Raw genomic sequence first — 15,411 nt, forward strand, 5'->3', positions numbered from 1 at the left:
CACAGCAGACTGCCTTTTCCATGCGCCAAGGACTCTAACCCGTCAGACGATTGCGGTGAACCTCGACAAGTACTTTTACCGGGAAGAGTCCTTGTCCGCGTAGGGATTGGTCGACATCTTCATCTCGATTCGCATAGGCGTCCCCACCAGATCGAACTCCTTCCGAAAGCGCCCTTCCAGAAAGCGCTTATAGGCATCAGTCACGTGTTCCAGAGAATTCCCGTGAATGACGATAACAGGAGGATTCATTCCACCCTGGTGAGCGTAGCGCAACTTGGGACGGAACATGCCAGAACGTTTGGGGCTTTGAAATTGGACTGCCTCAAGCAACAAGCGAGTCAACACCGGCGTCGACATCTTGCAGTTGGCCGCCTTATACGCTTGTGCAATAGAACCCCACAACGGACCCAGGCCCTGCCGTTTGGTTGCAGATATCAGGTGCATCGCTGCAAACTTCAAAAATGGCAAACGGGTTTCAATTGATCGCTTCACCAGTTCTCGTTGGTACTCATCAATGGCATCCCATTTATTGACAGCCAATACCACAGCTCGGCCATTCTCGAGGATATAGCCCGCAATGTGAGCATCTTGGTCCGTCACACCCTGTGTCGCATCAATTAGCAGCAAGACAACGTTGGAGGATTCGATGGCCTGCAAGGTCTTAACGACTGAAAACTTTTCAATCGCTTCAAAAATCTTTCCTCTTCGTCGCAGGCCAGCCGTATCAACCAACTCAAATTTCTGACCATTGCGCTCGAAAGGAACAGAAATAGCATCGCGGGTGGTACCTGGCAAATCAAAAGCGACCAAGCGCTCCTCGCCCAGCCAAGTATTGATCAGCGTCGACTTGCCGACATTCGGACGGCCAGCAACCGCCAACTTGATGACACCAGGTTCGCGCTCACCATCGTCCTCATCAGGATCAGCCAGATTAAGGGGCGCTAGCGCCAGCTCCACCAAGGTATGAATGCCCTGTCCATGAGCGGCAGAAATGGCATGAACCTCACCCAAACCCAACTCAAAGAACTCCACCAGTTTCCCGCTAGCGGTCAAGCCTTCCGCCTTGTTGGCAGCCAGCAAACAGGGTTTGCCAAGACGCCGCAAATACTTGCCAATCTCATAATCCTGCGCTGAAATGCCTTCACGTGCATCCACCACAAAAATCACGACATCGGCCTCTGCTACAGCCTGACGGGTCTGCTTCGCCATTTCCTTAAAAATACCGCTTTCGGCATCGGGCTCGAACCCACCGGTGTCAATGACGATGTATTCGTGCTTTCCCTGCTTGCCATTGCCGTAATGCCGATCACGGGTCAAGCCCGCAAAATCGGCCACGATGGCATCACGTGATTTTGTGAGCCGATTAAATAGCGTCGATTTGCCGACATTTGGACGGCCTACAAGGGCCAAAACTGGTTTCATAAATTGCAATCCAACACTTACTCTGGCCTGAAGCCGAAAATGCCACCATTGCGGGTGACAACTACCAGCGTTCCAGCAGCCAAAACCGGCCCGGTAACAATAGCTGAACCATCGGTCGACACCCGTGTGAGTGCCGAACCGTCATCGCGCGAAAGCAAATGAACAATGCCACCCTCATCACCCACGGCAATTGAACGCCCAACCACCAAGGGGGCGGTTAAGGTCCGATAGCGGAGGCGCTCGGACACCCAGGCTTGCTGACCATCGGACCGCGACCAAGCGATGATTTTGGAGTCAATCTCAACACCAAAAACATATTTTTCGTCGCCGTGAACCCCAACAAACCCCACCGCAGGTTTTGTCCACAACACATTGCCGCGAGCGGTGTCAACACAACCCACAGAGGCCTGAAAAGCACGAGCACAGACCACATCACCCTGACGGCTGACTCTACCTACCAAATCAACAAGGCGTTCAATGTCGTTGGTTCCACGTGGCGCTGCAATGGGAGCATCCCAACGGATTGCACCATTGGATGGATTCAATCCAACAAGGCGCCCGGACAAGCCGGTCACCACAGTTTCGTTTACCGCTAACAGCACACCGGCCTGCCTCAGAACCAATGACTCGCCAGGTCTCTGCTGAGTCCAGAGCTTGCGACCTGAACCACCATCAAACGCGGTTACAGAACGATCAGCCGACAGGACAAAAACACGCCCGCCAGCAACCAATGGGGCAGTAAAAACCTGTGCCAACATTTTTTGACGCCAAATTTCCCGTCCTGCATTCAGCACGACCAGGTCATTGGAGTAAGTTACCACCGCAGACCATTCACCATCACTGCCTACCCCTGCAGCAATTGGGCCTCCAACATTGGTGCGCCACAACTCGGCACCGGTCTGGACGTCAAATGAGGCGATGACACCTTCAGAACTGGCCACCTGGACAGTGCTTCCATTGACTTTTACATCCAGAGGGAACGCAATCGAGCCAACTTTGGCGGACCAGGCCAACCGAACACCCAGCAGACCGGCGTTTGGGGCCAAATCTGCTGGCTTGGGCTTTTCAGGCGTACTTGAGCAACTGCTGACAAGAGCCAACAACAGAAGACCGGCAATGACTCGCTTGAACACTCGCCCTAGACTCATATTTATCTTCACTTCTTGACCTCTTGAACTGTTGGGGTGGCAGCAGGCGCGTCCCCAACGGCTTGAGCGATTGTGTTGGCAACAGTCGCACTCGGCTGAGGATCAATACCCAATGAATTCAGTTTGACTTCAACCAGACGTCGATACTCAACACGCTCTTCGAAACCTTTGAACGCTTTCAGGTATTCCACAATGGCTTCTTGTTTCTTTTGCTGAAGCAAGAACAGGTCACCTCTTCTATCTGCAACAAGTGGCAAAAAAGTCGATGGGAAAGCTCCATCCAATTGTTTCATAGCCTCATCAAAAGCCTTGGACTCCATCAAGACGCCTGCCAAACGGAGCTTCGCAATGGCTTGGTAGCCTGGATCTGATGACTTCTCAGCCACCCACACCAGCGCTGCTTTGGCGGCATCAAGGTTTCCGGTTTTAAAACTCTGTTGCGCAACCAGCAGGCCAGCTTGATGAGCGTACACGGTGGAGGCGAAACGGTCTTTCATATCGGCAAAGACGCGATCGATTTTGGCGGCATCACCAGCTTTCACGACGCGCTCAACTTCATCAAACAACGTAGCAGCCTGCTGAGACTGGTTTCGCTGATAGTAATGGTAGAAATTCCAGCTGGCAAATGCGCCCAACACCAGAATCAACGCCCAAGTTATCCAGTTCCCGTATTGCTTCCAAAAATGCTTGAGCTGGTCGAGTTGCTCTTGTTCTTCTAGATCTAAATGATTTGCCATGAGTATGTTCAGTTAAGTGCGCAATTGTAGGGTGGCGGCCCACTCGACGATGTTCGAGAGTGATTGGGTAACCTGCTCCCCGCTACCATCACGCAGCGATTTGACCGTTACCACATTTTGCGAGATTTCATCCGCACCAAATACCAGCGCAAAGCGTGCCCGACTGCCATCAGCTCGCTTGAATTGCGATTTCATGCTACCCATGCCTTCGCCGCCGCTGGTATGCATTTGCACGCTGACGCCTTCAGCCCTCAGGGCTTGAAGCGCTTGCAACACAGTCGGCAGCGCTGCGACATCAGTGACAATGGCGTAAGCGTCAAGGTCAGCCTCTACTGAGGCCAAACCTTGCTCCCGGACCAATTCGAGCACACGGTCAACACCAAGCGCCCATCCAACAGCTGGAGCAGGTTTACCACCCAGTTGTTCAACCAGATAGTCGTACCGACCACCCGCGCAAACTGTTCCCTGGGAGCCGAGTCGATCAGTCGTAAATTCGAACACAGTAAGGTTGTAGTAGTCCATTCCCCGAACCAATCGGGGATTGACCATATACGACACACCATTGGCGTCCAATATGGACTTGAGTGCGTTGAAATGAGCGAGTGAGGCCTCACCCAAATAATCGATCGGTCGCGGTGCTGACTCGACCACAGATTGCATCGCAGGGTTCTTGGAGTCGAGAATTCTGAGCGGATTGCTATACAGGCGTCGCTTGGCATCTTCATCAAGCACATCGAGATGCTGTTCAAAATGGGAAATCAATGCCTGCCGATGCTTTGAACGCTCTTCTGGCTGCCCCAAGCTGTTGAGCTCAAGCCGTACGTCGGCCAAACCTAGGTCTTTCCAAAGTGCGACAGCGAGCAAGATCAATTCTGCGTCAACTTCTGCACCCGAAAACCCCAATGCCTCCGCGCCAATCTGGTCAAACTGGCGATAACGCCCCCGCTGGGGCCTTTCATGCCGGAACATAGGACCGATGTAATACAAACGCTTCCCACCGTCATAAAGCATGGAGTGCTCTACAACCGCCCGGACCACTCCGGCCGTGCACTCCGGTCTCAGTGTGAGCGGGTCGCCATTCAAACGATCTTCAAAGGAATACATTTCCTTTTCAACAATATCTGTGACCTCCCCCAGCCCGCGAACGAACAACGGCGTACGTTCGACGATCGGCGTCCGGATATTTTTGTAGGCATAGCGCCCCATCAACGAACGCACTTTTCCCTCTAGCCACTCGACTGCCGCGGACTCTGGTGGCAAAACATCATTCATGCCCTTAACGCCAGTCAGCTTTCCCAACTTGACAACAGTGTTCTTTTCACTCATTTGCTTGTTCAGACGGAAATTGTGGCTTTCGCAGCCCCAAACCGATCTTCAATATAGTTTTCGACAATCTTCTGGAACTCTTGCGCAATGGTGTCGCCACGCAAAGTCAAACGCTTTTCGCCATCAATGAAAACAGGCGCAGCAGGGGCTTCGCCTGTTCCTGGCAAGCTGATGCCTATATCAGCATGTTTACTTTCTCCAGGGCCGTTAACAATGCACCCCATGACGGCGACTTTGAGCTTCTCAACACCTGGATACTTGTCACGCCAAACAGGCATTTGTGATCGCAGGAAATCCTCGATCTGCTTAGTCAGCTCCTGGAAGGTGGAACTGGTTGTTCGGCCACAACCAGGGCAAGCCGTGACGCTGGGCACAAATGAACGAAGCTCTAAAGCCTGCAAGATCTCACAGGCAATCACGACCTCTTGAGTCCTGGCCTCACCCGGTTGAGGTGTCAGCGAAACGCGAATCGTGTCGCCAATGCCTTCCTGCAACAAAATCGACAGCGCCGTCGCGGAGGCAACAGCACCCTTGGTGCCCATACCCGCTTCTGTCAAACCAAGATGCAAAGGAAAATCACAGCGCTTGGCCAACTCCCGGTACACGGAAACAAGATCCTGAACACCACTGACCTTGCAGGACAAAATAATCTGACTTGCGCTCATACCCATCTCTACAGCTCGGCTTGCCGATTCAATGGCAGATGTAATAAGGGCTTCGTACATGATCGGTTTGGCATCTGACGGCGTCGCGCGGCGACTGTTCTCGTCCATCAAGATGGCAAGCAGGTCTTGATCCAGACTGCCCCAATTGACCCCGATGCGGACCGGCTTATCCCATCGCATTGCGGCATCAATCATCAAACCAAACTGCTTGTCTCGCTTATCGCCTTTGCCGACATTGCCCGGATTGATCCGGTATTTGGACAAAGCCTGGGCACAAGCCGGAAAATCAGTGAGTAATCTGTGCCCGTTGTAATGAAAATCGCCAATCAACGGAACATCAATACCCATGCGATCAAGCTGCTCTCGAACATACGGAATAGCTTGCGCGGCCTCAGGCGTGTTCACGGTGAGCCGGACCATTTCAGACCCCGCCAACGCCAATTCTTTGACCTGAATAGCCGTGCCAATGACGTCAACCGTGTCAGTGTTGGTCATGGACTGGATACGCACGGGTGCATCCCCACCCACCGTGACGATCCTGCTACCCCACGCCACACGTGCCTGACGTGAATGGCGGGACTTGGGCCTTGCAGATTCAATTTGTGAAAACAACTCCATTACCGCACCTCAAATCGAGCAACATTTTCTTTTGCTAATTGTTTTAAATCCATCACTTGGCCGCGAACCTGAACTTCAATGGTGTCTACCCGCCCAACGACAACCGCCAGCGGCAGAGCCCCCGAGGCCTCCAGTGTCTCGCCATCCGCCATCGTCTTTCTAAGTTGTACCGTACCACTTGCATCAACTACTTCAACCCAAGAAACACCGTGCGCCTTGAAAACTACCAAGTTTTTTGACGCACCCGCGGCAGCATTGACCACGGGCAACTGTGTGTTTCCTGTTCCAATATTCAAAGACTCGGTCGGTCGCGATGCAACAGGCGGAGGAATCACTGGCTCAACCGAACCAACGAGAACAGAAGGACCTTGCTGAACAAACTCGGCACCCGATTGAGCCACCAGAGGCGATAGCCGAGCAGTACTCACAGCAGGGCTATTCAAATCAGCTACTTTGGCGACATCTGGTTTGTGCGGAAAAGGGGCAAAAACGAGAATCAACGCACCAATCAATAGAATTAAAACAGCCAACGAAAACGGCTTGGTCAGCTGCTCTCGCAGAGCAAATCCAGTGGTATGCCCTGCTGTACGAAACGGCGTATTGATTCCAGTCTCATCGGTTTTCAAACGAGGCCCAATCGTATGCGGCAACCGTTCCAAAATGGGCGCTGAATCGACCTTAAGAACTCGACAAACACTAGCCGCAAGCGCACGAACAAAAACAATATCGGGTAACAGATCGAGTTGATCCGCCTCCAGCGCCTCAAGCTTTTTGACAGGCACTTTGAGTGACACGGCAAGCGCAGCGATGTGTAAGCCAGCAGCTTCACGCGCTTGGCGCAACATTGTTCCGCCAGAAATTTGCAAAAGGGCGCCCGGTGCCACTGCCGGACTCTCAGAACTTGACACAACACTCTCACTCATCAAAAGCACCTCGCTGGTAGGCTGCAGCTTCACGTGATTGCGGATATCTCTTTTCCAATTGCCCTGCCAGCTGCATCAATGCATCCCGATTCTGCATTTTTCGCTCCACTTTGATACCCAGCCACAGTGACTCGGCATTTGCCAATTCACCATTGTTCAACCGCCTCACGTAGAACTGGGCCCGAACGAAATCACCGCGCTGCAACAGAAGCGTCGCCAAGTTGTAGGCCGTCACGGGATTGCCAGCGTCAAGCTCGTAGGATCGCAACAAGCTCTTTTCAGACTCCGCTCGAAGGCCCGCCCGCATCTCGCACAAACCTTGCGCTCTGAGGGTTTTAGCACGCTCGCCATACAAAGGATTGGCAAGCGCCTGAAAGAAAACCTGCAGGGATTCAGGGTACCTGGCTTGCTGACACATCAACCAACCCAGGTTGTGCATAACATTCGAGTCGCGTGGATTGATGATCAAGGCTCGTTTGAAGCTCTCTTCAGCAAATCTAAAGTCGTTGAGGCGCATGTAGATCAAACCACGCAGGTTGTAGCTTTCTCCATAATTTGGATCAGCCGCTATCGACTGCTTCAACTCGTCCAACGCAATGGTGGTCTGACCCTGCTCAAAATAGCCAACGGCCAGCTCCAGCCGAATACGAGCACGCTTTCGGGCATCCGGCTCGTCCGACTCGGTGACGATTTCTGATTGACTGCCCATAGGGCCCACCCCGTCCGATTTTGACGCACAGCCCTGTAAACCACCGAATCCAACAAACAAGAGGCAAGCACTCAACCAGAACGACTTGCAATGCAAAAGGCCAGATAAATGCATATTCATGATTCCTTCGTTTCCGAGGAGACACTTGCAACAGGCCTCAGCATGATGGTGCGCTGCCGCGCAATGCGGTCATTGATACCGGTTCGATCTTTGACATCACCCGCCAACTGCCCGCATGCAGCATCAATATCATCGCCGCGAGTTTTGCGAATGGTAGTCACAATGCCCGCGTCACTCAATATCTTGGCAAACACCTTGACCTGCTCCGGAGCCGATCGAAGCAAACCAGAAGCAGGGAAAGGATTGAATGGAATCAGGTTGAACTTACACCAGACGCCACCAGTGGAATGAGCACGCACCAACGCCACCAATTGATGGGCATGCTCGGTCTGATCATTGACACCATCGAGCATGCAATACTCAAACGTTATAAAGTCACGAGGAGCAAACGCCAGGTAACGATTGCAGGCTTCAAGTAATTCCTGAATCGGATATTTTTTATTCAGTGGCACCAAATTGTCACGCAAAGCGTCAACAGGGGCATGCAATGACACAGCAAGTGCAACCGGACAGTCTTGCGAAAGACGATCCATCATCGGAACAACACCTGAGGTCGAAACTGTCACACGTCGACGCGACAAACCGTACCCATGGTCATCCAGCATGACGCGCAGACCCGGCACCAATTCCGAATAATTTTGCAGCGGCTCACCCATCCCCATCATGACAACGTTGGAGATCACACGATCATCGCGCTTCAAATGACGACGCAAGAAATGCTCGGCAAACCACAACTGGGCGACGATCTCGCCAGTTTTCAAATTCCGACTAAATCCTTGATGTCCTGTGGAGCAAAAGCGGCATCCCACGGCACAACCGGCCTGAGATGAGATGCACAAGGTACCTCGATCATCCTCGGGAATAAATACAGCCTCCACCGCATCACCACCGCCCACATCAAACAACCACTTAATGGTTCCATCTGCCGACATATGCTGTGAAATGACATTCAATGCCTTCACATGAGCAACCCCCTTGAGCTTCTCCCGCAAAGACTTCGCAAGATCACTCATGTCATCAAAATTGGAGGCGCCTTTTTGATGAATCCAGCGAAAAAGTTGAACGGCTCGAAAGCGTTTTTCGCCCAGCCGCTCACAAAAAACGGCCAAGCCCTCGAGGTCGTAATCGAGCAGGTTGACCGTCATTACGTTACTTAACGTGAATAGACGTTCATGCCGGCGAAGAAGAAAGCCACCTCAACAGCGGCAGCCTCAACAGCGTCGGAACCGTGCACAGCGTTTGCATCAATGCTGTCAGCAAAGTCAGCACGAATGGTTCCAGGAGCTGCTTTCTTCGGATCAGTGGCACCCATCAGATCACGATGCTTCAAAACGGCGTTTTCGCCTTCCAGTGCTTGAATCATGACGGGACCGGAGACCATGAAGTCGACCAAATCCTTGAAGAAGCCGCGCTCTTTGTGCGCCGCATAAAAAGCCTCTGCCTCGCCACGCGACAAACGAACCATTTTGGACGCAATAACTTTAAGTCCTGCGGCTTCGAAACGCGCATAGATTTGACCGATCACGTTTTTTGCAACGGCGTCGGGTTTGATAATGGAGAGAGTACGTTCGATAGTCATGATGTTTCCTGAACTTGATTTTGAATTTTGCCCACTCGGCAAAGCTTTCTATTTTAACCTGAGCACACTACCCACGAAATACTCAATGGAATGGAGACCACGGGCAATGCACACGCGAATTTACACTTTATCGCAATGATCAACGGCCGCGCCGACGCTGGCCACCGCCGGTGCCACCGGATCCACTGCCACGACGCTGCCCTTGATCCTGCCTCTGGCGAGTGAAACTGTCAGCGCCGATGTAGCCAAAAGCAGTCTTCATCGGATCAGGCTGACTTGCACCAACATCGCGGTCACCTGAGCCGGGCCGAGCCTTGCGCGCCTGACCCGTTGAGAAACCTTGAGATCCGTCTTTATTGGCACCAGGGGGAATGCTACGCTGGCCAGTACCAGAGCTCCGCGGACCGCTTCCGCGCACACTGCCACCACGTTTATTCCTCGCCCCTGGATCCTGGCTTGCGCCCTCTCGCCGCGGGCGTTCGGCGCCGACAGGCCCGGCCTCATCGCCTTCGGCACGAGGTACGCGGACACCAACAACCTTCATCAATGACTTGATATCACCCTCATCCAACTCCATCCAGGCGCCACGTTTGAGACCGCGCGGCAGAACCATGGCGCCATAACGAATTCGAATCAGGCGACTCACTGCATGTCCAACCGCCTCAAACATCCGCCGGACCTCCCGGTTACGACCTTCCGAAATCGTGACGCGGTACCAACAATTGGATCCTTCACCGCCGCCTTCTTCGATTGAACCGAATTGAGCCATCCCGTCGTCAAGCTTGACGCCTTCCAGCAGCCTTTTCTTCTCTTCCTTGTTGAGCGCGCCGAGCACTCGAACAGCGTACTCACGCTCCAAGCCAAAACGGGGGTGCATCAAATTGTTGGCCAACTCACCTGAGCTTGTGAAAAGCAGCAGTCCCTCGGTATTCAAATCAAGACGGCCAACAGATTGCCACTTGCCCTGGTAAAGTTTGGGCAGACGACGAAACACCGTTGGGCGGTTTTGTGGGTCGTCATGGGTGACGACTTCTCCAACAGGCTTGTGGTAAGCAATGACACGTGCCGGTGGCGCCTCAATCCGAAATCGAATGGGTTTTCCATTGACCTTGACGTGGTCTCCAAACTGCACGCGCTGTCCAATGTGAGCAGGCTCATTATTGACCGTGATCCGGCCTTCCATGATCAACTGCTCCATCTCAAGCCGGGAACCCATGCCGGCCTGCGCCAAAACCTTGTGCAACTTGGGAGTTTCAGCCAACGGCGCCAACACCCGCTTGGATGGCACCAAATCAACGACCTCTTCATCTGCGTCGAATTGACCGGAGATCACATCTTCGAAACGATTGCCTGCAACGCCAGACGTGAGCACTTTGGAGCCCACCGGCTCAGACAAAGGAAGTGCCTGGCCGGGATCTGAGGACACCCCATCCGCAGCCTGAACAACCGGGTCAGAGCCCGCGCCCAGCGCGCCATCAACGGACTGAAGTGCGGCTGTTGTTGTTTCATCCGAGTTGTCGGCATTGTGTTCGGTCATGGTTGAATCCCCGTCAAGAAAAATAAATCGCCGCCAGAACTGCCGTTGTCAGTTGTGGCAGCGCTGGCTGTGGCTTCGTCACTTGGTGACTGCGGCACTACAGCGGATGAAATGTCCAGCTCTGGCTGCAATACGGAATCATCGGCGCCAAGCGCTTCCATGAAGCCCGCTCGCTGCGCCGGAGAGTCCAGCAAAGGCAATTGATCCAGTGACTCGAGCCCCAGATCATCCAAAAAATGCTTGGTCGTGGCAAACAGCGCCGGGCGGCCAATGGCCTCCCGGTGGCCAATGACCTCAACCCAGCCCCGATCCTCAAGCTGCTTGAGCAGCAAAGAGTTGACGGTCACACCACGAATATCCTCAATATCACCTCGAGTCACGGGCTGCCTATAGGCAATGATCGCGAGCGTTTCCAGAGTTGCCCGGGTGTAGCGCGGTGGTTTTTCTGGATGCAGCCGGTCAAGATACTCTCTCATTTCCGGGCGACTTTGAAAACGCCATCCGGTTGCCACGCTAACCAACTCGACACCTCGCTGAGCCCAATCCTGCTGCAACTCCTGCAACAACACCTTCAACGTGTCCAAGCCCAAGCCTTCGTCAAATAAAGCACGCATCTCGCGCAGCTGCAAAGGCTGCTGGGAGCAAATCAAGGCGGTTTCTAGTACGCGCTTGGCATCCGCCGTATTCATAGTCTGGCAATTCCGGGAAAGACACCGTCAAGGTGCAAAATCATTCAGATTCATGGCGCTCCAAGGGCAGATTGATGAATCCGCAGCGCGTCCCGGCAAATGCTTGCCAGGTGCTGGTTTATAAAACCGCTAAGCCCCATTGTAACTTAGGCCCCATTCTTTCATGGCAGCGGCCAGATCATCCGGTGGCAACGACTGGAAAACCAATGATTCTTGCGTAACTGGATGCGAAAAAGCAAGGCGACACGCGTGCAGCGCCTGCCTGAGAAGCCCCCCTGCCAGCGTACCGCCATAAAGTTCATCTGACACCAATGGATGGCCGATGGAGGCCATATGGACCCGAATTTGGTGGGTCCGCCCCGTGTGCAAGGTACACCGCACCAGGCTTCCCTGATCACACCCTTGAAGCAGCTGAATATCAGTCCGAGCCAATTTACCGGGGTGCTTCGCCATGTCAACCACCGCCATTCTCAAACGATTGCGTGGATCTCGACCAATGGGGGCATTGACCTCTCTAGCGCGGTTACCTACCCACGGACGATGGGCCAACGCCACATACTGTCGGCCAACCTCCCTTGCCGCAATGGCTTTGATAAGTGCATCCATCACTGGACGCGTTCTCGCAACAACCATTAAACCACTGGTATCTTTGTCCAGCCGATGAACGATACCAGCGCGTGGCAAATTTGAGGCTTGTGGATCGTGGGCCAACAAACCGTTCAACAGCGTGCCACTCCAGTTGCCCGGCGCAGGATGGACAACCAGACCGGCAGGTTTGTTGATCACCATCAAGTGTTCATCTTCGTAAACCAGATTGAGCGACATCAATTCAGGCTTGAAAGCCTGGCTTTGAGGTGTCGGCCGCAACTCAATGACACCCGAATCGGAGGCCTTGACACGGGTAGACGGCTTGCGAACGACCGCACCATTGATCCGGACGCCGTCCAGATCGATCAACTGCTGAAGGTAACTTCGCGAGAACTCTGGCACAAGCTCAACCAAAGCGCGGTCCAGACGCTGCCCGTGCTGAGCCTCGCCAAACACCAAATGCCGCAGTTCTGTGTCTGGCCCTGTATCGCCACGGTCGTCGGAGTCTTCGCCGTCGAGCCCGCTCGATATAATCAACTCGGAATTTTTCAAGAAAGTTTTACCTCATGTTTCGAGCCAAATTATCGGTTGTCTGCGCCTGGTCGCTGACAGGTGCAGCATTGCTGTTGACAGGGTGCTCGTCAGTCCCCGAGGATAAGACGGCATCCTGGAGCCCTAACAAGATCTACGCAGAAGCAAAAGATGAAATGAATTCCGGGGGCTACGACAAGGCTGTGTCGCTCTATGAAAAACTGGAAGGCCGCGCCGCCGGAACGCCTCTCGCCCAGCAGGCCCAACTCGACAAAGCCTACGCCCACTACAAATCCGGGGAAGCGGCACAGGCACTGGCAACGTTGGATCGATTCATGAAACTTCACCCTGCCAGTCCGGCGCTTGACTACGCGTTGTATCTGAAGGGCATCATCAACTTCAATGACGATCTGGGCTTGTTCTCGGCCGTCACCCGACAGGATTTGGCGGAACGAGATCAAAAAGCCGCTAAAGAGTCGTTTGAGTCATTCAAGGAATTGGTTGCACGATTTCCAACTTCCCGCTACGCGCCGGATGCGGGTCTGCGCATGACCTACATCGTGAACTCTCTGGCTCAGTACGAAGTGCACGTTGCGCGCTACTATTTTGCGCGCGGCGCTTTTGTGGCGTCTATTAACAGGGCGCAAATCGCTGTCTCCGACTATCCGGGCGTGCCAGCGGTGGAAGAGGCTCTTTTCATCATCTTCAAGTCTTATGATGCTTTGGGCATTGCCCCGTTGCGTGACGATGCAAAACGCGTTCTGGAAAAGAACTACCCTCAATCCGAGTACTTGAGCCGCGGGTTCAAGGGTAGTTCAGATCCTTGGTGGAAGGTCTGGTAAGCAGGTTCAAAGTCTCCATCAGCTCGTTTTCCGAGCTGATTTTTTTCATGGGGGGCAAGGAAGCCAGCAAGCGCTTTCCGTAGCCCATGGCAGCGAGGCGTGTATCACACACGACCAGAACCCCACGATCCGATTCCCGCCTGATCAATCGCCCCGCCCCTTGCCGAAGCGCAATAGCCGCTTCGGGCATAAAGTAACTATTGAAGACACTACGGCCCGTGGCTTCAAGCATTTTGGAGCGCGCGTCCACGACGGGATCACCCGGAGGCGGAAAAGGCAGCTTGTCAATGACGACCATTTGCAAGGCATCTCCCGGCACATCAACCCCCTCCCAAAAGGACGCAGAGGCCACCAGAATGCAGCCAGCCTGCCCCGTTTGACTGCCTCGCCGGAATCGCTCCAAAAGCTCCCGTTTTGTTTGCTGGCCCTGAACCAGTATCTCAAACGCCATGGAATGTCTGAAATGCAATTGAAGGGCTTCGCTGACTGCCTGCAAAGCACGCAGCGTAGTCGTCAGCACCAGGGTGCGCCCGCCAATGACCGTGGCCGCTTGGGCAACTAAAGATGCCACCTGTCTGCTGTGGTCCGGGTCATTGGGCTTGGGGAAACTCGATGGAATGTACAAAGATGCTTGTGTGGCGTAGTCAAACGGACTGCCAACTTTCAATACTTCGGCGCCACTCAGGCCACATCGCTCCGTAAACCAACTCAACTTGGCGTCATGACCCAGCGTTGCCGACGTGAAAATCAAGGACTTCCGGGAGCCCTCGACCGCCATGGGTGCGAGCAGCTTGCGCTGAAGTGCGTCTGCAATATCGAGCGGGGCGTGAACCAGTTTGAGTTGGGTTCCAACATCAAGCCATCGCACTGCATCATCACCCGCAGGACTGAAAAACGACTCAATCCGCGCAGCAAATTCGGTCACCCGTTCGTTTAGCCGGACAAACTCGGGCGCAATCTCGCTCACCGTCAACAACGCAACACTAGCGCGTGAGCAAGCCGCGTGCAGTGCGTTCAGCGACTCCGTCCATTGCACAACATCCACGCGTTCCGGCGCCGTATCGACCCAGCGCAATTTGGCACCGGGAGCCTGCTTGCCCACCACCAGACGCAGATCCCGCGCAGCGCACTCGGTATCAAACGCCAGTTGTTGCCAATCTGCCAATCCGCGCGCATGTTGCAACCCCTGCGTGAGCAGGTCACGCCCAAAATCGAGCAGCTGCCCCGTGGTCAATTGTTTGCCCAGAAACTGGACGCCCGTTTCGTTGAGTTGATGCGCTTCGTCGAAGACGATCGATTGCACGGTGGGCAACAGCTCTGCCATGCCAGACTCGCGCACCGCCAGATCCGCAAAAAAAAGATGGTGATTGATGACCACCACATCGGCTGCCAAGGCTTCTCTTCGCGCCAGGTTGACATGACAGAGGCGAATTTTCGGGCATTGCGATCCCAGACAGTTATCGCGAGACGACGTAACCAAGGGAATCACGGGCGAACGCTCATCCAGGCCGGGCAATTCTGCCAGGTCCCCCGCATGGGTCACCTGCGCCCATTGCTCCACTTTGGCCAGCGTTCGCAATGAAATCGAGTCAGAAAAACGATCGTTGTGGCGGGCCGTCTCCAATCGATGCAAACAAAGGTAACTGCTTCGCCCCTTGAGCAAGGCCAAACGCACCGGCACACCCAACGCGTCGATCAAGTGCGGCAAATCCCGGCCAAACAATTGATCCTGCAATGTCTTGGTGGCGGTGGAGATGAGCGCACGTTCGCCACTCAGCAAGACCGGGACCAGATAGGAAAAAGTCTTCCCGATGCCGGTTCCCGCCTCGACCACCAGCACGCCACCGTCATCAATGGTGCGGGCCACAGCCACGGCCATGGCCGTTTGGCCCTCGCGTGGCGTGAATGCCTCGACGGTGCGTGAGAGCAAGCCTTCGGGCGCAAAGGTCTCGCGGACAAGGTCCTGCAAACTCATTC

14 protein-coding genes are annotated in these 15,411 nt (G+C 54.1%); 1 reads left to right on the forward strand and 13 read right to left on the reverse strand.

Annotation, left to right across the window (positions count from 1 at the left end):
• Positions 1 to 75 precede the first annotated feature (75 nt).
• The 12 genes from der to AC097N_RS09770 form a co-directional block, all read right to left on the reverse strand.
• Positions 76 to 1,422 (reverse strand): ribosome biogenesis GTPase Der, encoded by a 1,347-nt coding sequence (gene der / locus AC097N_RS09715; protein ID WP_479580754.1) that lies wholly within the window; start codon positions 1,420 to 1,422, stop codon positions 76 to 78.
• A 17-nt stretch (positions 1,423 to 1,439) separates the two neighbouring features.
• Positions 1,440 to 2,570 (reverse strand): outer membrane protein assembly factor BamB, encoded by a 1,131-nt coding sequence (gene bamB / locus AC097N_RS09720; RefSeq protein WP_479580832.1) that lies wholly within the window; start codon positions 2,568 to 2,570, stop codon positions 1,440 to 1,442.
• An 8-nt stretch (positions 2,571 to 2,578) separates the two neighbouring features.
• Positions 2,579 to 3,307, reverse strand: a complete 729-nt coding sequence (locus tag AC097N_RS09725) for a YfgM family protein (protein WP_479580755.1) — start codon at positions 3,305 to 3,307, stop codon at positions 2,579 to 2,581.
• 12 nt (positions 3,308 to 3,319) lie between these two features.
• Positions 3,320 to 4,633, reverse strand: a complete 1,314-nt coding sequence (gene hisS / locus AC097N_RS09730) for a histidine--tRNA ligase (protein WP_479580756.1) — start codon at positions 4,631 to 4,633, stop codon at positions 3,320 to 3,322.
• Between the two features lie 8 nt (positions 4,634 to 4,641).
• Positions 4,642 to 5,916: a flavodoxin-dependent (E)-4-hydroxy-3-methylbut-2-enyl-diphosphate synthase gene (ispG, locus tag AC097N_RS09735; RefSeq protein ID WP_479580757.1), complete on the reverse strand. Its 1,275-nt coding sequence runs from the start codon at positions 5,914 to 5,916 to the stop codon at positions 4,642 to 4,644.
• Positions 5,916 to 6,872 (reverse strand): helix-turn-helix domain-containing protein, encoded by a 957-nt coding sequence (locus AC097N_RS09740; RefSeq protein WP_479580758.1) that lies wholly within the window; start codon positions 6,870 to 6,872, stop codon positions 5,916 to 5,918. The genes ispG and AC097N_RS09740 overlap by 1 nt, the downstream gene beginning before the upstream one ends.
• Entirely contained in the window at positions 6,832 to 7,668 is an 837-nt protein-coding gene (gene pilW, locus AC097N_RS09745; RefSeq protein WP_479580759.1) for a type IV pilus biogenesis/stability protein PilW, read from the reverse strand. Before pilW ends, AC097N_RS09740 begins: the two co-directional genes overlap by 41 nt.
• A complete protein-coding gene (rlmN, locus tag AC097N_RS09750; RefSeq protein ID WP_479580760.1) occupies positions 7,665 to 8,813 on the reverse strand; it encodes a dual-specificity RNA methyltransferase RlmN in 1,149 nt (382 codons plus the stop codon). The genes pilW and rlmN overlap by 4 nt, the downstream gene beginning before the upstream one ends.
• An 8-nt stretch (positions 8,814 to 8,821) precedes the next feature.
• A complete protein-coding gene (gene ndk / locus AC097N_RS09755) occupies positions 8,822 to 9,247 on the reverse strand; it encodes a nucleoside-diphosphate kinase (RefSeq protein WP_479580761.1) in 426 nt (141 codons plus the stop codon).
• 139 nt (positions 9,248 to 9,386) lie between these two features.
• The gene (locus tag AC097N_RS09760) at positions 9,387 to 10,784 is read right to left on the reverse strand and encodes a pseudouridine synthase (RefSeq protein WP_479580762.1); all 1,398 of its coding nucleotides are present in this window, start codon (positions 10,782 to 10,784) and stop codon (positions 9,387 to 9,389) included.
• Positions 10,781 to 11,473, reverse strand: coding sequence for an SMC-Scp complex subunit ScpB (gene scpB / locus AC097N_RS09765; RefSeq protein ID WP_479580763.1), 693 nt, complete (start codon positions 11,471 to 11,473; stop codon positions 10,781 to 10,783). The genes AC097N_RS09760 and scpB overlap by 4 nt, the downstream gene beginning before the upstream one ends.
• Before the next feature lie 129 nt (positions 11,474 to 11,602).
• Positions 11,603 to 12,613, reverse strand: a complete 1,011-nt coding sequence (locus AC097N_RS09770) for an RluA family pseudouridine synthase (RefSeq protein WP_479580764.1) — start codon at positions 12,611 to 12,613, stop codon at positions 11,603 to 11,605.
• A 14-nt stretch (positions 12,614 to 12,627) separates the two neighbouring features.
• Between AC097N_RS09770 and AC097N_RS09775 the strand changes: the two genes are divergently transcribed.
• Complete coding sequence (locus tag AC097N_RS09775) at positions 12,628 to 13,434, forward strand: outer membrane protein assembly factor BamD (protein WP_479580765.1); 807 nt, start codon at positions 12,628 to 12,630, stop codon at positions 13,432 to 13,434.
• On the opposite strand, the gene AC097N_RS09780 is transcribed toward AC097N_RS09775, so the two are convergent.
• Positions 13,397 to 15,409: an ATP-dependent DNA helicase gene (locus tag AC097N_RS09780; RefSeq protein WP_479580766.1), complete on the reverse strand. Its 2,013-nt coding sequence runs from the start codon at positions 15,407 to 15,409 to the stop codon at positions 13,397 to 13,399. The genes AC097N_RS09775 and AC097N_RS09780 overlap by 38 nt on opposite strands.
• Between the last annotated feature and the right edge of the window lie 2 nt (positions 15,410 to 15,411).

The organism is Rhodoferax sp. LS1R11, from assembly GCF_056521395.1.